Source organism: Nocardioides sp., assembly GCF_050699375.1.
Taxonomy (GTDB): domain Bacteria; phylum Actinomycetota; class Actinomycetes; order Propionibacteriales; family Nocardioidaceae; genus Nocardioides.
Map to the genome: position 1 here is coordinate 1 of NZ_JBOHDN010000377.1, position 16,999 is coordinate 16,999.

15 protein-coding genes are annotated in these 16,999 nt (G+C 69.5%); 5 read left to right on the forward strand and 10 right to left on the reverse strand.

Features of this window, described 5'->3' with window-relative positions:
- Positions 1-229 precede the first annotated feature (229 nt).
- Entirely contained in the window at positions 230-886 is a 657-nt protein-coding gene (locus tag ACRDPS_RS24730; RefSeq protein WP_431504327.1) for a response regulator, read from the reverse strand.
- A 5-nt stretch (positions 887-891) separates the two neighbouring features.
- Positions 892-2,076: a sensor histidine kinase gene (locus ACRDPS_RS24735; RefSeq protein ID WP_431504328.1), complete on the reverse strand. Its 1,185-nt coding sequence runs from the start codon at positions 2,074-2,076 to the stop codon at positions 892-894.
- 113 nt (positions 2,077-2,189) lie between these two features.
- On the opposite strand from ACRDPS_RS24735, the gene ACRDPS_RS24740 reads away from it, so the two are divergent.
- Positions 2,190-3,089 carry a crotonase/enoyl-CoA hydratase family protein gene (locus tag ACRDPS_RS24740; protein WP_431504329.1) on the forward strand — a complete coding sequence of 300 codons (900 nt, stop codon included), beginning with the start codon at positions 2,190-2,192 and terminating at the stop codon, positions 3,087-3,089.
- A 131-nt stretch (positions 3,090-3,220) separates the two neighbouring features.
- Here ACRDPS_RS24740 and ACRDPS_RS24745 read toward each other — a convergent pair whose 3' ends face one another.
- Positions 3,221-3,721, reverse strand: coding sequence for a gluconokinase (locus tag ACRDPS_RS24745; protein ID WP_431504330.1), 501 nt, complete (start codon positions 3,719-3,721; stop codon positions 3,221-3,223).
- 79 nt (positions 3,722-3,800) lie between these two features.
- Between ACRDPS_RS24745 and ACRDPS_RS24750 the strand changes: the two genes are divergently transcribed.
- Positions 3,801-4,286: an SRPBCC family protein gene (locus ACRDPS_RS24750; RefSeq protein ID WP_431504331.1), complete on the forward strand. Its 486-nt coding sequence runs from the start codon at positions 3,801-3,803 to the stop codon at positions 4,284-4,286.
- A 226-nt stretch (positions 4,287-4,512) separates the two neighbouring features.
- Here the strand turns inward: ACRDPS_RS24750 and ACRDPS_RS24755 are convergent, their stop codons facing one another.
- The 5 genes from ACRDPS_RS24755 to ACRDPS_RS24775 all read right to left on the reverse strand — a co-directional run bounded on the left by ACRDPS_RS24755 (position 4,513) and on the right by ACRDPS_RS24775 (position 10,569).
- Positions 4,513-5,346 carry an inositol monophosphatase family protein gene (locus ACRDPS_RS24755; RefSeq protein WP_431504332.1) on the reverse strand — a complete coding sequence of 278 codons (834 nt, stop codon included), beginning with the start codon at positions 5,344-5,346 and terminating at the stop codon, positions 4,513-4,515.
- 10 nt (positions 5,347-5,356) lie between these two features.
- Entirely contained in the window at positions 5,357-7,423 is a 2,067-nt protein-coding gene (locus ACRDPS_RS24760; protein ID WP_431504333.1) for a serine/threonine-protein kinase, read from the reverse strand.
- 82 nt (positions 7,424-7,505) lie between these two features.
- On the reverse strand, positions 7,506-8,852 hold the full coding sequence (locus ACRDPS_RS24765) for an exopolysaccharide biosynthesis polyprenyl glycosylphosphotransferase (RefSeq protein WP_431504334.1): 1,347 nt from the start codon (positions 8,850-8,852) through the stop codon (positions 7,506-7,508).
- Positions 8,853-9,014: 162 nt separating this feature from the next.
- On the reverse strand, positions 9,015-9,707 hold the full coding sequence (locus tag ACRDPS_RS24770) for a response regulator (protein WP_431504335.1): 693 nt from the start codon (positions 9,705-9,707) through the stop codon (positions 9,015-9,017).
- Positions 9,688-10,569, reverse strand: a complete 882-nt coding sequence (locus ACRDPS_RS24775; protein ID WP_431504336.1) for a sensor histidine kinase — start codon at positions 10,567-10,569, stop codon at positions 9,688-9,690. The genes ACRDPS_RS24770 and ACRDPS_RS24775 overlap by 20 nt, the downstream gene beginning before the upstream one ends.
- A gap of 491 nt (positions 10,570-11,060) precedes the next feature.
- Between ACRDPS_RS24775 and ACRDPS_RS24780 the strand changes: the two genes are divergently transcribed.
- On the forward strand, positions 11,061-11,723 hold the full coding sequence (locus ACRDPS_RS24780) for a response regulator transcription factor (RefSeq protein ID WP_431504337.1): 663 nt from the start codon (positions 11,061-11,063) through the stop codon (positions 11,721-11,723).
- Between the two features lie 25 nt (positions 11,724-11,748).
- On the opposite strand, the gene pth is transcribed toward ACRDPS_RS24780, so the two are convergent.
- Both pth and ACRDPS_RS24790 read right to left on the reverse strand, forming a co-directional pair.
- Positions 11,749-12,369: an aminoacyl-tRNA hydrolase gene (pth, locus tag ACRDPS_RS24785; RefSeq protein ID WP_431504338.1), complete on the reverse strand. Its 621-nt coding sequence runs from the start codon at positions 12,367-12,369 to the stop codon at positions 11,749-11,751.
- Positions 12,366-12,983 carry a 50S ribosomal protein L25/general stress protein Ctc gene (locus tag ACRDPS_RS24790; protein ID WP_431504339.1) on the reverse strand — a complete coding sequence of 206 codons (618 nt, stop codon included), beginning with the start codon at positions 12,981-12,983 and terminating at the stop codon, positions 12,366-12,368. Before ACRDPS_RS24790 ends, pth begins: the two co-directional genes overlap by 4 nt.
- Before the next feature lie 182 nt (positions 12,984-13,165).
- On the opposite strand from ACRDPS_RS24790, the gene pepN reads away from it, so the two are divergent.
- A complete protein-coding gene (pepN, locus tag ACRDPS_RS24795; protein WP_431504340.1) occupies positions 13,166-15,643 on the forward strand; it encodes an aminopeptidase N in 2,478 nt (825 codons plus the stop codon).
- A 60-nt stretch (positions 15,644-15,703) separates the two neighbouring features.
- Positions 15,704-16,720, forward strand: a complete 1,017-nt coding sequence (locus ACRDPS_RS24800; protein ID WP_431504341.1) for an LCP family protein — start codon at positions 15,704-15,706, stop codon at positions 16,718-16,720.
- Positions 16,721-16,999: the final 279 nt, after the last annotated feature.

The following is a 16,999-nucleotide window of genomic DNA, read 5'->3' on the forward strand; positions in this document are numbered from 1 at the left end:
CTCCTACTACCTGCCAGGGACGGCGGGCACGGAGTATCTCGGCATCGGGATCGCCACCCTCTTCGGGCTCGGCGACGGGCTTCCTTACGGGCACAACGGCGGGCTCGGGCTCTTCGCGGCCTGGTCCGGGATCGCGCTCCTCGCGGGCTATGCGGTGTTCCGCCGCCGCGACGCCTGACCCGTCCCGAGCAGGAACGTCTCGAGCAGGAACGTCCCGAACAGGAACGTCTCAGTCCTCGCTCACGAGCCCGGCCTCGTGGGCGAGGACTGCTGCCTGCACCCGGTTGCGTACGCCGAGACGACCGAAGGCGGTGCTCAGATAGGCCTTCACGGTCCCCTCCACGAGATGGAGACGGCGGCCGATCTCGGCGTTGGAGAGCCCGGCGCCGACCAGCGCCATCACGTCGCGCTCCCGGTCGGTGAGAGTGGCGACCTTGGCCCGCGCGTCGGCGGCCCGCGACATCCGGTCGCCGGCCCCGGCGCCGAGCTCGGCGATGACCCGTTGGGCGACTCGCGGAGAGAGGAAGGCGGCGCCCTCGGCGACCGCGTGCACGCCCGCGAGCAGCTCGCGCGGGTCGCCGGACTTGAGCAGGAACCCGCTCGCCCCGTCGCCGAGGGCTCGGGCGATGTAGGCGTCCTCGGAGAAGGTGGTCAGCATGACCCGGGCGGTCTCGGGTGCGGTCCGGGCGATCTCGGCGCCCGCCGCCAGGCCGTCCATCCGGGGCATCCTGACGTCGAGCAGCGCCACGTCCGGCCGGTGCCGCTGGGCGGCGTCGACTGCCTCACGCCCGTCGGCGGCCTCGGCCACCACCTCGATCGCGTCGTCAGTCTCCAGGATCGCGCGTACGCCGGCCCGGACCATGGCCTCGTCGTCAGCCAGGAGCACCCGGATCACAGGCTCGCCCCGTGGCGTACATCGTCGTGGGCGGGAAGCTCGGCGACCACCTCGAACCCGCCCGCAGCGATGGGTCCGTGGCGCAAGGTGCCCCCGGCCGCGCGCGCCGCCTCCTCGAGACCGGCCAGGCCCAGACCCGTCGTCGAACCGGCCCGCGGCGGGAGGGTCGCGCGGGTGTTGGCCACCGCGATTCGTACGCCGCTCACCTCCCTCTCCACCGAGACCGTCACCGACGATCCGGGAGCGTGCCGGGCAGCGTTGGTGAGCGACTCCTGGACGATGCGGTGGGCGGCGGCGTGCCGCACCGGGCCCAGTGCGGGCTCATCGCCGTCGGTGGCACCGTCCTCCAGGCGTACGTCCATCCCCGACTCACGCGCGCGCTCGACCAGGTCACCGATCCCGGCTGAGGCGGGAGCGAGCGGGGCACCCTCCGCGGCGGGGCGGAGGACGCCGACGATCTCGCCGAGCCGCTCGGTGGCCTCGGCCGCGGCGGCCCGGATGGCACCGGCGGACCTCTGGTGGGTGGCGTCGAGCCCGGGCGCGACCTCGAGCGCACCGGCGCGAAGCGCGATCAGGCTGAGCTCGTGACCCAGCGAGTCGTGCATCTCCTGGGCGATCCGGGCACGCTCGGTGAGCTGGGCCTGCTCGATCTTGGTCGAGTGGCTGAGCCCGATCTGGCGCAGATATCGGCCGCTGAGCCAGGGCAGCGCCATGAAGATGACCATGTTGCCCGCCATCGCCAGATGAAGCCGGTTCGCGACCTGGTCACCCGCGACGAACTCGCTGTTGAGGACGGCGTCCAGCACCGTCAGGACCGCCACCGCGGCACACGCGACCGCCGCCGAGGGCCATATCCGCTCGGCCCGCCGGCCGACCATGAAGCTCATGATGGCCGCGAACACGACGTAGCTGGCCAGGCTCCAGCCATCGTTGACGACGACCGTGCCGCCGACCAGCGCACATACGACCGTGATCGCGGCGGCCGGATACCTCGGCCGGATCAACAGCGCGAGCGCGACGGCGAGGACACCGATGATCGCCGACCATCCGGACCACTGCGGGTGGCCGGCGCCGCTCATGTAGAGGTGCTCGGCGGCGACCGCCACGACCAGCAGGAGCGACAGCAGCCACTCGACGCGGGATGACCGAGCCCGGGCGCGGACCCGTCGCAGCACACTCACGCTCACCACGGTAGTTGCCGCGTCGCGCGGACCGTACCGACTTTCGACAGTATGTAGACAGTACGTAGACCCGCCCTTCCGAAGTCGAACACACGCAATACAGACTGTGGCCCATGGCTTACGAGACGCTGACCTTCGATGTGGACCCCGACGGCATCGCGCTGCTGACCCTGAACCGCCCGGACGCTCTCAACTCGTTCACCGTGACGATGGCGCGTGAGCTGGAGGAGGTGTTCACGACCGAGGCGATGGCCGACGAGGTGCGCGCGATCGTGGTGACTGGTGCCGGAAAGGCATTCTGCGCGGGGATGGATCTCTCGGCCGAGGGCAACGTGTTCGGGCTGGACGAGTCGCTGAAGCCGACCCCCCAGACGCTCGGCGAGCACCTGGCCGACCCGGCCAAGCACCCGGAGTACGCCGCGGGCGTGCGCGACACCGGAGGCAAGGTCACGCTGGCGATCCACGCGCTGCCCAAGCCGGTCATCGCCGCGATCAACGGCCCGGCGGTCGGGATCGGCGCCACGATGCTGTGCGCGATGGACGCGCGGCTGGCGTCGTCCAAGGCGAAGATCGGTTTCGTCTTCGGCAAGCTCGGCATCGTCCCCGAGGCCTGCTCGTCCTACTTCCTGCCGCGTGTCGTGGGCATCCCGCGCGCCCTGGAATGGCTCTACACCGCGGAGATCCTCAACCCCGACCAGGCGCTCGAAGGCGGTCTCGTCCGGAGCATCCACCTGCCGGACGAGCTGCTGCCCGCTGCGTACAAGCTGGCGAGGAGGTTCACGCAGAACAGGTCGCCGGTGGGCACCGCGCTCGTACGCCAACTGATCACCCGCAACGCCTCCGCCCGTCACCCCCTCGAGGCGCACCTGTCCGACTCGCTGGCGATGTTCTACGCGTCGATCGGTGACGGCAAGGAGGGCGTCGCGGCGTTCCTGGAGAAGCGCGACCCCGAGTTCACCTCGAAGGCATCGGAGCTGCCGACCGTCTTTCCCGATGCTGACCTGCACGTTTAGCCGAGAACCCCCTGTTCTGCGGCAGGATCCTGGGCTACCGTCGAAAGTGGGCCGCCCGCTGGTCCCTCACCCGGGTGTGCCCGCGGCCGGCACGCAGTGCCCAACCCGAGATGGGCGCGTGTCGGCCGCCTCTAATCGGTGCCGGCGCGGCGCGCGTACTCCTCGACGATGGCATCGACCGGCTGGTCGACGTCGATGACGATCCCCGCCTCGTCGGGCGCGAGCGGCTCGAGCGTCTTGAACTGGCTGGCCAGCAGGGATGCCGGCATGAAGTGCCCGGGGCGGCTCGCCTGCCGTCTGGCGATCACCTCAGGGGTGCCGTCGAGGTGGAGGAAGGTCACGTCGTCGGTGTGCCGGCGGAGCTGGTCGCGATACTTCCGCTTGAGCGCCGAACAGCTCATCACGCCGCCCCGCTCGCTGTGGTTCGCCAGCCACTCCCCGACCGCCTCCAGCCACGGGTAGCGATCGTCGTCGTCGAGCGCGATCCCGGCGGTCATCTTCTCGATGTTCGCCGCCGGGTGCAGGTCGTCGGCGTCCTCGTACGGCACCCGCAACCTGCCCGCGATCGCCGCCCCGATGGTCGACTTTCCCGAACCCGAGACACCCATCACGACCAGAAGCTGCTTCGCCATCACGCCATCGTACGGGCGTAGAGCGCCTCGAGCTCGGCAAAGTGCCGTCTCTCCCCCGCCTCCTGGCATGCTCGGTGTCATGACCCAGCACCTGGAAGCGCGGCACCTCGAAGCCTCCCGAGCCGTCCCCGTCGAGCACGAGAAGGCGCTCGGCCTCGTCCTCCCCGCGCCGCTGCCGCAGATCTTCGATCGTCGGTACGCCGCCATCGCCCCGATCGCCGAGGTTCGCGACCAGCGCGGAGCCTGGGACGCCCCCGGCCAGACGCGCACCATCGTCCTCGGCGACGGCGCGACGATGCGCGAGACCCTGACCGCCGTCGAGGCGCCGATGTCGTTCTCCTACGAGATCACCCCGCTCAGCGGTCCCCTCAAGCTGCTGGTGGGGCACGTCGTCGGCCGCTGGTCCTTCTCCCCCGCCGGCACCGGCACCCGGATCACCTGGTCCTGGGACGTCACCCCGACCTCGCGGCCCGCCTCGCTGGCCATGCCCGTCTTCGGCCGGATGTGGAAGGGCTACGCCCGCCAGAGCCTGGAGTCCCTCGAGCACCTGCTCCTCTCCCCCTGAGCAGGATCTTCACGCCGAGTCGGCGCAACTGCCCCAGAAATCGACGCCGAGTCGGCGCTAATGTCCCAGAAATTCACGCCGAGTCGGCGCAACTGACCCACAAACCGACGCTGAGTCGGCGCTAATGTCCCAGCGGCTTGGGACAGACGCGCCGACTCGGGCGTCCTGAGTGAGACAGACGCGCCGACTCGACCATCCTGAGTGAGACAGACGCGCCGGGTCGGCGTCAGTCGATGCCGTGGCTCTTGATGAAGGCGAGGATCTGCTCGGAGAGCTCGGGGCGGCAGACGATGACGTCGGGCAGGTAGACGTCGTCCTGGTTGTAGCGCAGCGGCGAGCCGTCGATGCGGGAGGTGAACAGGCCGGCGGCGGCGGCGACGGCTACCGGGGCGGCGGAGTCCCACTCGTATTGCCCGCCGGCGTGGACGTACGCATCGGAGATGTCGCGCACGACGGACATCATCTTCACTCCGGCCGATCCCATCGGCACCAGGTCGGCGCCGATCTCCTCGGCCAGCGCCTCGACGAACGCGGGCGGGCGGCTGCGGGAGACGGCGATCCGGGGGCGGGCCGAGGTCGAGGGCGGCACGACGGGAGCCGCGCCGGTGTGGAACGTGCTCTGCACAGACGCGGCCGCCAGGGCCGGCTGCGCGACCGCGCCCGCGATCAGCTCGCCACCGTTGGACGAGGCCCACAGGGCGACGTGCACCGCCCAGTCGTCGCGCGGGGGCTCGGAGAACTCTCGGGTCCCGTCGAGCGGGTCGATGATCCACACCCGGTCCTTGCCGAGACGCTCCTTGGAGTCCTTGCCCTCCTCGGAGAGGACCGCGTCCAGGGGCCGATACTCCGCGACGAGCGACATCAGCAGCTCGTGAGCAGCCAGGTCACCGGCGTCCTTGAGCTCCTTGCCCTCCAGTCCGGAGGTCGCCCGCACCTCGAGCAGCCGGCGGCCGGCGGCCTCCGCCAGCCAGGCGGCCAGGAGGTGGTCGGACGCGAGGGTCTCGGGCGTGGGCCCCACTTCGCTCTGCTTGATTTTCTCGGGCTCCGCTTCGAAGGTCACCCGCGGCACTCTATCGAGGCGCCCGCCGGGTCCTGTAGAGGCCCAGGCCGAGACCGATCGCGAGCACCAGCGCCACCCCCGTCAGCGCGGCACGAAGCACCAGCGCGGTCTTCGAGCGGTCGTGCTCGGCGGAGACGTCGTTGGCCAGGCCCTCGGTGGACTTGAGGATGGCCTCGCGAAGACCCTGGATGAACTCCACGGCGCCGTCTGACCAGGTGCGTACGATCGGCTCCCCCTTCGACGCCGAGCGCAGGTCCTTGATGACGCCGTCGATGCTGCCCTTCTCGACGACCTCGTGGACGCTCTGCTGCGCCATGATCTCCCGCGAGCCCTTGGCGAAGGTGCCCCCGGAGACCTTGTCGAGGTCCCGCTGCAGATCGGACGAGGCGCCGCTGTAGAACGCCTCGGACGCCTTCGTCCAGGCCGTCTCGGAGTCGCCGAGGTCCTCGACGGACTTGGTGTCGATCTTCCCCTCCGAGAGCGCGACGACCATGATCTCCCGCTCGACGCTGAAGGCCGCCGAGGCCTCCTTGAGGTCGGCGAGGTTGCGGACCTGCTCGTGGACGTCGTCGTCCTGCAGCTGCGGCACCTGCGCCGCCAGCGTCAACAGGTTGTTGGCGAGCCCGGTGTAGACCTCGCGCGCGGCGTCCTGGCTGGCCTGGTCGCCCTCCTGCATCTCCACCCGATAGAGCTCGAGGTCCTTGAGCACGTCGGTGATGTCGTGGTGCAGCGCACGCAGCTCGGGGTCGTCGTCTACGTCGATCTTGTCGGCGTCGGTCTGCCACTCCTGGATCGCGATGTCGGTCGTGTGCAGGTAGGTCGAGCGTACGTTGACCGGTGCCTGCGCCACGGGCTGGAGCGAGTCCCGCTCGAAGATCACGTCGACGGCGAGCTCGATGGTCTCCGGGAGCGCCTCGGTGAGAGCAGCCGCCCGACCGGTCTCCTTGCTGCCCTGGTAGGCGTCGACGGTCGCCCAGGTGCCGAGCGCCAGACCGATCACCACCGGGACCAGCAACATGCTCATCACCCGACCACCCCCGGGACGCTTCATCGCCCGCGAACCGGTCGAGGCGTGCGAGCCGCTGGCCGCGTGCGGACCGGTCGAGGCGAACGCCCCAGAGAGGCCGTACGAGCCCGACGCCCCTGCCGCCGGGAAGGAACCCGACGACGAGAACGACCGCGCCGCGGGGAAGGAGCCAGAACCTTGGGGCGTACGCGGCATCGGCACGTTCGCGTCGAAGACCGGCAACGGGCCCGAGCCGGTGAGCACCGCGACGACGTCGTGCGCGTTCGGCCGCTGCGCCGGCTCCTTGGCCATCATCATCGCGATCAGGTCGTCGATGATCCCCGGCACCTGGACCACGCCGCTGACCCTCGGGATCGGCGCCGCGGCGTGCTGATAGACCATCGCCGCAGGGGCGCCACCGGAGTAGGGTGCCCGCCCGGTGAGCATCTCGTAGAAGACGCATCCCAAGGAGTAGATGTCGCTCGGCGGACCAACCTCGCCACCCGAGCCACGCTCGGGCGAGAGATAGCCGAGGCTTCCCATGACGTCATGGGTGGAGGTCAGCCGCGCATCACCGAGCCGGGCGAGCTGGGCGATCCCGAAGTCGACGATCCTGATCCGGCGGTCACCGTCGTAGACCAGGTTGGAGGGCTTGATGTCGCGGTGGACGATGCCCTGACCGTGCACCGCGGCGAGCGTGCGCGCGGCCTGGACGACGACCTCGCCGGCCTCCCGGGCGATCAGCGGGCCGTGGGAGCGAAGGCGCTCACCGAGATCGGGACCGGTCAGGAGCTCCATCACGAGGAAGGCCATCGGCCCGTTCCCGGTGCGCTCGATCCCGGCGTCGTGGACCTGCACGGTGCCGGGGTGGCTGGCGGCAGCGGTGGAGAGCGACTCACGCCGGAACCGCTCGATCATCGTCGGGTCCGCCGACGTCCGCACCACCTTGACCGCGACCCAGCGCTGCAGGGTCAGGTCCATGGCTTGCCAGACCTCTCCCATGCCGCCTCGCCCGATCAGGCGGTGCAGCTCATAACGGCCGGCAATCATAGGGTGGGGGGAGGTTTGCATGGGGGACGTTCCCGTCGAGGATCCAGTTGTTCATTCGTGTTCGGTTGCTCTCGCAACGGCCTGGGAGTTTAGGGGACACGCCCTAATAGGCGCCAGAGCCGCGCACGACAGCTTTCACTGTGCGCACGACGATCCCGAAGTCTCGCAGCAGAGTCCAGTTGTCGACGTAGTCCAGGTCCAGCCTGACCGTGTCCTCCCAGGAGAGGTCCGAACGCCCCGAGACCTGCCACAACCCGGTCAGACCGGGAGCAACCGCGAGTCGGCGATGAGAGTCGCGATCATACATCGCCACCTCGCTCGGCAGCCCCGGCCGCGGTCCGACCAGCGACATCTGGCCCAGCACGATGTTGAAGAGCTGGGGCAGCTCGTCGAGAGAGTACTTCCGCAGCATCCGGCCCACCCGGGTCACCCGCGGGTCGGCGCGGAGCTTGAACAGGACGTGTCCGGGCCGGTGATCGAGGGTGCGCAGCAGCGACTCGGCGTCGACGACCATGGTGCGGAACTTCCAGATCCGGAACTGGGCTCCCCCGCGCCCGACTCGAACCTGCCGGAAGAAGACCGGCCCCGGCGAGTCGACCTTGATCATGATCGCCAGGGCGGCGAAGACCGGCAGCAGCACGACGACGGCGGCGGACGCGGCCAACCACTCCCAGACGGACTTGGCCACCCGGGTCAACCGCGCCCGCAATGCCTCGTCGACATAGAGGAGCGTCATCGAGCCCAACCGCATCGAGGCCGTACGTTGCGGGGTGACGTCCTGCATCCGGGTGCTGACCAGCAGCGGCAGACCGAAGGACTCACTGGTCCAGGCGAGCCGCTGGATCTCGCGGCCGGCCAGGTCCGGCCCGGGCACGACCAGCACCGCGTCAGGGCCGACCGATGCGATCGCCGCGGACAGCCCGTCGGCCCGGCACACCGCCGCCGCCTCCATCAGCCCGCCACTGAGCCGGCGGGTCCACTCCGGGATCACCCCGTGGTCATGAGCTGCCTCCACGACGACGACCCTCAGCGGCGTACGCGGTCGGGAGCTGAAGATGTAGCCGATCACCCGGAACACGAGCGCGGTCACCAGCCCGATGATCGTCTGCGCGACCAGCTGCCCCTGCGGGAGCTCGACGATCGCACCCAGCAGCCAGGTCGCCATGCTCATCGCCATGAACGCCTTGAAGACCCCGGAGACCGTCGCGCGCAGACGCTCGGCTCCGGGCAGGATCTTCGGCGCGGCGATCCTCGTGGTCAGCGCCCACACCAGGCCCCAACCCAGTGCGTGCACGATCTCCTGACCCACGAGCAGCGGCGCCAGGACGACCACCGCGAGCCCGTCCAGCATCGAGGCCTGCAACCGAAGGGAGGGTGTCTTCGGGGACACCCTCCGGCGGTTGAGGTCGAGTGGGACTACCGTCTCCACCGACGCCAGTTCGATCGTCATTCATCTCCCCCGTGGTTACTGCGCGCCCGAACGCGACTTCATAGCAGAACAATGGAGGATGAACGCGCGCGTTTGGGCAGATGGGCCGCCGGTTAGACCAAATGAGGGAATGACTCCCGGGTGGTCCAGACCAGTCGTGCCTCCGGGCGGCGCCGCCGAGGCTCACTCCAGCGACTGCGGGGATCGCCAACCGAGCCGATGGGCGAGCCCGACGGCGGCGATCTGGGAGGTGACCTGGAGCTTGGCGAGGATGGATTTCACCTGCGTACGGACCGTGGCCTCGGAGACGACACCGAGGACCGCGATCTCGTGGACGGTGCGGCCCAGCATGAGGTGGCCGAGGACCTGCGACTCGCGCTTGGTGAGCAGCCCGATGCGGCGGCTCAGCTCGGCGATCTCGTGCTGGCGCTCGAACCAGATCCGGATCAGGCGCTCACGGTCGGCGACCGCGAGCACGGAGGAACCCTGGTGGAGCCGCCTGACCGTGCCCAGGATCTCGCCGAGCGGGCGCGACTTGGACAGCACCGTGCGAGCACCGTTGCGCAGCGCCTGACCCCACCGGGCCTCCTCGATCGCGGCGGTCACCACGACGACGTCGACACCGGCCTTGGCGAGCGGCTCGATGAGGCGTACGCCGTCCCCATAACGCCCCAGATCGAGATCGAGCAGCACGACCCTCGGCTTGTTGCGGAGCACGACGGCGACCATCGTCGCGGTCGAGACCGGCTCGTTGGGCATCGGGATGCGGCGTACGTCGTATCCCTCCAGCGAGACCGCGAGCTCCAACGACTCGGCGAAGAGGACGTGGTCCTCGACGATGACGACTCGATACTGACTACGCTGCGACGACCCCATCAGAGGCGCCTTCCTGCTCGGTGCCGGCTGCGTCGCGCTGGAGGCTGCCCTCGATCACGGCGCTGGGAAGAGTGACCACGAAGGTCGTACGCGGTCGAACGGCGAGGCGGAGCGAGCCGCCCATCCGCTCGGTGAGCTTGCGGGCCACGTTGAGCCCGATCCCCTGGCCGCCCGAGTCCGGCCCGCGGATGCCCCACTCGAAGATCCGGTCACGGACCACGGGTGCGACCCCGGAGCCGTCGTCGCAGACCTCGATGACCACCATCTGTCCGGAATCCCCCGACGCGTGCCGGACGGCGACGTCGACGGCGCCGGAGCCATGCTTGGCGGCGTTGTCGAGCAGCACGTTGAGCACCTCCGCGACCGCGTCCGAGCTCCCGGTGGCAAGCGCGTTGCTGGGCGTGTGGACGACCGTGGTGCCGCTGGCCTCGTGGGCCAGCGAGAGGTTGTGGAGCACCGCGTCGACATCGACCACGCCGACGTCGACCGGGACCGTGTCGGCGCCACCACGCTGGGCGCGGACGAGACGCTCCAGGCGCCTGAGCTCGCTGCCCATCATCGACATCATCGCGACCCGGCGCTCCGGATCGAGCGTCTCGGAGTCGCACAGCAGCTCGCTGGCCGAGCGGATGCCGGCGAGCGTCGAGGTGACCTCGTGCATCCGGGCTCGATGGACGCGCTGGACCTCACGAGCGCTGAGGAGGTCGGCATAGATCTCGTCGGCCTCCTTCGCCTCGGCCGCACACACTCGCCGGTAGATGCGTACGCCTCCCTGCAGGAGGAAGGCCGCGGCCGCCAACGAGGTCGCGACGACGATGACCGGAAGGACCCAGACCAGATGGCCCTGGGAATGGAAGGACACCCAAGGGCCCTGGAGGACGGCGATGAGAAAGCTCTGAATGCAGATGAAGACTGCGGTGGTTGTTGCGTACGCGGTGCCTAACCAGCCCGAACTGATCCGCTTGAAGTTGGACGTAGACATACTGCTCCCCATGACGGGTCGGCCACGGAGGATTGATTGCCCGATCAGGGACCTCTCACGGTCCCGCTCCCCCAAGCCCGAGTTCTGTCGGGCCGTCCCAGTTTGAATGTTTGACCGAAACCTTCGCTGAAGGAAACGTAATGAGGACGTTATCGTCACGCGACCGCATTACGGGCCAATACCGAGAATTGAGGACCTGCCAATTTCCGAGGTCGTCCGCAACCTACGGTGCGGCACACGTTCTCGCAGGTCATCCCCAAACTTGGGGGAGCGTAGAACACGTTCCCGCTACCCCACCTCTCACCAGGGAAAATACTCATACCCCCAGGGAGATCCGTCGGGGTCCGTCACGACCGATCGGCACAACAGACATGGCAGGCGCGACCGTACGTCTCAAGGTGGCCGTCTCGGCGGACGAGACGATGACTCTCGACGCGGTGACGGTGTCCCTCGGGGACCGCGGGATCACCGTGACGTCGACCGCCTCCACCGGCGCCGACCCGCAGGACCTGCTGGTCGGAGATCCATCGGCCTGGCTGGTGGTCGCCGACCTCGACGACTGGGGCCAGCTCGCCCATGTGCGTGGCCTGATCAGGGGCGTACACCTGCCCGGGGTCGCGCTCACCACGGCCCCGCGCGGCGGGTTGTGGGGTGCGCTGCTCGAGGCGGGCGCCGTGGAGGTGCTCTCCGCCCTCACCGACTCGGACACGATCGAGGGAGCGCTGCGCGATGCGGCGGAGGGGCGGCGCGGGCACACGCCGGCCGAGGTCGAGGGCCTGGTGGCGCAGTGGCATCTGCTGCGCGACGGGCGCGACCGGACCCGCCGGCTGGTGCATTCGCTGACCGCGCGCGAGCGTGAGGTCGTCGAGCTCCTCTACGACGGGGCCACGGTCGCCGAGATCGCGGCACGCTTCGGCGTCGCCCAGACGACGGTGCGCACCCAGGTGAAGGCGATCCTGCGGAAGTTCGAGGTCGGCTCGCAGCTGGCAGCGGTCGCTGCGTACGACCGGTATCTGCGGCCGCCCCGGTCCTGACTCAGCTCGGTCGCGACTCAGCTGGTCAGGAGTTGAACCGCTGCTGGGTCTTCTCCAGGCCCTCGACGGCAAGCGTCTCGATGGCGTCGGCGGCGGTGTCGACCACGAAGGGAACCACCTTGCGCTCGGCACTGGAGAAGTTGGAGAGCACGAAGTCGTGCACCTCCTGGCGACCGGGCGGGCGGCCGATGCCGACGCGCACCCGGTAGAAGTCGCCGGTGCCCAGGGAGGACCGCATCGACTTGAGGCCGTTGTGGCCGTTGTCGCCGCCGCCGAGCTTGACCCGCATCGTGTCGAAGGCGATGTCGAGCTCGTCGTGGATCGCGACGATGTGGTCGGGCGAGACCTTGTAGAAGGAGGCGAGCGCCTTGACCGGGCCACCGGACTCGTTCATATAGGTCCGGGGACGAGCGAGCACGACGCGTGGGCCGGGCGCCCCCGGGCTCTGCCAGTTCCTGGCTCCCGGGAGGCGTCCTTCCACGACATCCGCTCGGCCGGACTTGTGGGCGCGCCACTTGCCGTCCAGCCGGTCGGCCAGCTCGTCGGTGACGAGGTAGCCGACGTTGTGACGGTGCCCGGCGTACGTCGGCCCGGGGTTGCCCAGGCCGACGACCAACCAGACACCGTCGGTCACCGAGTCAGTCACTCTTCGTCGGCGGCCTCGTCCTCGGTGGGCTCCTCGTCCTCGGTGGCCTCGTCCTCGACGGGCTCCTCGATGACCTTGGCCTCGGTGATGTTGACGACCAGGGTCTCCGGGTCGGTGACCAGGGTGGTGCCCTTGGGGAGGGTGACCGAGCCGGCGAGGATCTGGGTGCCGGCCTCGAGACCCTCGATGCTGACCTCGAGGCTCTCGGGTACGTGGGTGGCCTCTGCCTCGACGGTCAGGGTGTTGGCGTCGGTGACGACCATGGTGCCCGAGATCGCGTCGCCCACGACGTGGATGGTGATGTCGACGGTGACCTTCTCGCCGGCGCGGACGGCGACGAAGTCGACGTGCTCGATGACGCGGCGGACGTCGTCGATCTGGACCTGCTTGGTCATGGCCAGCTGGGTCTTGCCCTCGATGTCCAGCTCCAGCAGCGCGTTCGCGCCGTGGTTCTTGAGCGCCATCATGGTGGCGTGGCCCGGCAGGGACAGGTGGATCGGGTCGGCGCCGTGGCCGTAGACGACCGCCGGAATCTTGTTCTCACGACGGATGCGGCGAGCGGCACCCTTGCCGAACTCGGTGCGCTTCTCGGCGACGATCTTCTCGCTGGACATGCGTTGAACTCCTCGATGGGTGAAGCTGGATGTCTGTTCGGGCCCGGCTGGTCCAACGAAGGCCGTGCGACGAAGGCACGGCGCCTCCCGAAGAGACGTCCACCTTGTCGATCACGGAGCGCGAGGCGCTCCCTCGCCGAGGCAACTGCCACAGACTAGCCCCGGTTCACGCTGACAGCGAAATGCGCGCGCGTGCTGACCTGGGAGGACGTACGTTGGCGGTCGTGTCCCTCACCCTCGACGAGGCCCGCGAACGGGCCGGCGTGCTCTCCTCGGTCGCCTACTCCGTCGATCTCGACCTCACCGGGGTCGAGACCTTCCGGAGTCGTACGACGGTTCGGTTCCGCTCTGCGGCCGACACGACGTTCCTGGAGCTGAAGGGCGCTCGGTCGGTTGCGCTGACAGTCAACGGGCTGGCGGTCGACGGGCCGGCGGTCGAGGCTGCCTACGATGGCGTCCGGGTGCCCCTGACCGGGTTGTCGACCACCGAGGTCAACGTGGTGGAGGTGACCGCGACGCTGCCCTACACCACCGACGGCGACGGGATGCACACCTTCACCGACCCCGTCGACGGGTCGCGCTATGTCTCCGCCTACCTCGGCATGGACAACGCCGCCAAGGTCTTCGCCTGCTTCGACCAGAACGACCTCAAGGCGACGTTCGCGGTCTCGGTCACCTCCGATCCCACCGACACCGTCCTCGCCAACGGCGCCGTCGTCTCCCACGAGGACGGTCGCTGGGTCTTCGCGACCACTCCCCCCATCCCGCCCGCGCTCCTGGTGGTCGCGGCCGGGCCATGGCACTCGGTGCGGTGGTCCATGGCACTCGGCTCCGGGGCGAGCCTCGGCTTCGGCTGGCACGCCCGGCGGTCGCTGGCCGCGGAGCTGGACCGCGACGCGGCCGAGCTGCGGCGTACGTCCGAGGCGTGCTTCGAGCACTACGCGGACCTCTTCGACGAGCCCTACCCCTTCGACTCCTACGACCAGGTCTTCGTCCCCGGCCTCAACTGGGGTGCCCAAGAGATGCCGGGGTGCGTGACCTACCGCGACGAGCTGCTGCCTCGCGGCGCGATCACCGACACCCAGCGCGCGATCCGGGCGGTGATCATCGCCCACGAGATGTCGCACATGTGGTTCGGCGACTCGATGACGATGACCTGGTGGGAGGACACCTGGCTGCAGGAGTCCTTCGCCGACTACATGGGCTATCGGGTGGCCGAGGCGGGTGCCGGGTTCTCGGATCTGCTGGTCGAGGTGGAGATCGGGAGCAAGCCGTGGGGCTACCGCGCCGACGCCCGGCGCTCGACCCATCCGGTCGCTCCGCTGGCAGCCGACGTACCCGACGTGGACACCGCCGCCACCATCTTCGACGGCATCTCCTACGCCAAGGGCGGGGCCTGCCTGGTGCAGCTCGCCTTCTGGCTCGGCGACGCCCAGTTCATGGCCGGCGTCAACCGGCACCTGACCCGCTTCCGTCTCGCCAACGCGACCCTGGCCGACTTCGTGGAGTCGCTGGAGGCGAGCACGTCTCGGGACGTACGCGGGTGGGTGGACGCCTGGCTGCGGCGCCCGGGCTTCGACACGGTGGCCGTACACCGCGAGGGCGACGTACCCGTGCTGGTGCGTGAAGGGAGCCGGCCGCACGCGTTCACGGTGTCTGCCTACGACTCCGATCTGCGTCTGGCCGGGAGCAGGCGGGTCGAGCTGGACGACGATCCGGTGGCGCTCCACGACTACGCCGGTCTCGTAGTCGTGCCCAACTCCGGCGGGGAGACCTTCGCGGCGCTCCGCCTCGACCCAGAGTCGTGGGAGGTCCTCTCCGGCGGGCTGTCCCGGCTCGAGGAACCGCTCGTGCGCGCCGTGCTCTGGTCCTCCGCGTATCTCCAGGTTCGTTCACGCGAGCTCTCTGCCGACGACTTCCTGGCACTGGTCGAGGATCATCTTCCGGCCGAATCGCGGGCAGAGGTGATCGAGGGCGTGCTCGATCAGGCTCGGTCCGTGGTGATCCCGCAGCGGGTGCCGGCCGAGCGCGCGGCGGGGGCGGTGACACGCGTCGCCGCAGCGGCCGCCGCCGGGCTCGCGGCGTCAGGGGAGAACGAACAGCTGGCGCTCGCCTGGGCCGCGACGGTGGCCGCGACCTCCGCCGACGCCGATCTGCTGCGCGGCTGGCTGGACGCCGACCGGGTCGCCCCTGGCGTACCCCTGCTGCCGACCGCCCGTTGGGACGCCGTCGTACGTCTGGCCTCGCTCGGTGAGGCCGATGCGCGGTTCATCGCGACCGAGCGTGATCGCGACGGCACCGCCGAGGGAGACCTCGGGGCGCTGCGGGCCCTCGCGGCCCGCCCCTCGACCACCGCGAAGGATGCCGCCTGGGAGGCGATGCGCGCCCCGAGCGTCACCAACCGACGCTTCGGTGCGCTGGCATCGGGGATGTGGGTCCCGGAGCAGGCCCATCTCCTTCGTCCGTACGTGGCTGCCTATCTCGCCGAGGCCCCGGCGCTCGCTACACGTGGTCAGGCCTTCGCCCAGGAGGTGGGACGTGCTTTCCCGCGGGTCGCCCTCGATCCGGGACAGCTGGAGGCGCTGCGCTTGGCCCTGGCCGGTGACGTACCGACGATCCTGAGGCGTTCCTGGCAGGACCACTTCGACGACCGCGAGTAGCGCGCACTAATCTCTAGGCGCCTCAACCCCCACCCCCACACCCCACGTCTGAGGACGGCCATGAAGAAGTCGCGCATCTGGCTCGGCGTCGGTATCGCTTTCGTCGTACTGATCGGTGCCGTCGCCGGCACCGGCTGGTTTCTCGCCCATCGCCTCGACGGCCAGGTGAAGACCGTCGACGTCTTCGCCGGTCTCGACGAGCGACCGGAGCCGGCCAACGAGGCCGCGGCAGGGGCGATGAACATCCTGCTGCTGGGCACTGACGGGCGCACCGGCGACAAGGCCACCACCGGCACCGAGGCCACGGCGTCGTGGACACCCGGCGAGCAGCGGGCCGACACGATGATGCTGCTCCACCTCAGCGCCGACCGTCGCTCGGCGTCGGTGGTCTCGATTCCCCGCGACTCGTGGGTGCGGATCCCTGGCCACGGAAAGGCAAAGGTCAACGCGGCCTTCTCAGAGGGCGGGCCCCGTCTGAGCGTGCAGACCGTCGAGCGGCTCACCGACGTACGCATCGACCACGTCGCCTGGGTCGACTGGGCCGGCTTCGAGGAGATCGGCGACCTCCTTGGTGGCGTCGAGGTCTACATCCCCGAGACCGTCCACGACTCCGCCCGCGACCGCACCTGGACCAAGGGCACCCACCGACTCAGCGGCGAAGAGGCGCTCCTCTACGTACGCCAACGCTACGGTCTCGCCGAAGGCGACCTGGACCGCGTGAAGCGCCAGCAGTACGTCCTGCGCTCCATCCTCGGCGGCCTGCGGCAGAGCGTCGACCCGAAGAACCCCAAGAAGGCGTACGACCTCCTCGACATCATCACCCGTCACCTGACCGTCGACTCAGGCTTCTCAGGAGGCGACCTCCGCGCCCTGGCCCTCGACCTCGCCCGGATGCCCTCTTCGGACCTCACGTTCTTCACCGCTCCCGTAGCCGGCTTGGGCAAGGAGGGTGCCCAGAGCGTCGTCCATCTCGACGCCCGCAAGGGGCGTCGACTCTGGACCGCGATGCGCGAGGACGACATGGAATCCTGGCTGGCGAAGAACCGCGAGGCTCTGACGGATGGGACGGTCAGCTGAGCCCCCTTGGGGCTGCGGTCAAGTCCTGAGTAGTGCTGTTTGCCGCAGCTCCTCTGGTTGAGCCCGGGCTTAGGATGCCGGTCGATGTGTCTTGGGGAGAGGCGTCGAGGGGTGTCGTGCTCGCCTGCACAAGACGAGGACACTTTGTGAAGCATTCACAAGCTCCGGCCAACGCCCCTGTATCTGTGCCGTGCCCACTCACCACCGGCGGTCGAGCCTGTCGAGACCACCCCTCACCTCCCGCGGCCCCTCCACGCCGGGCTCCCCCGTGCTCGGCGC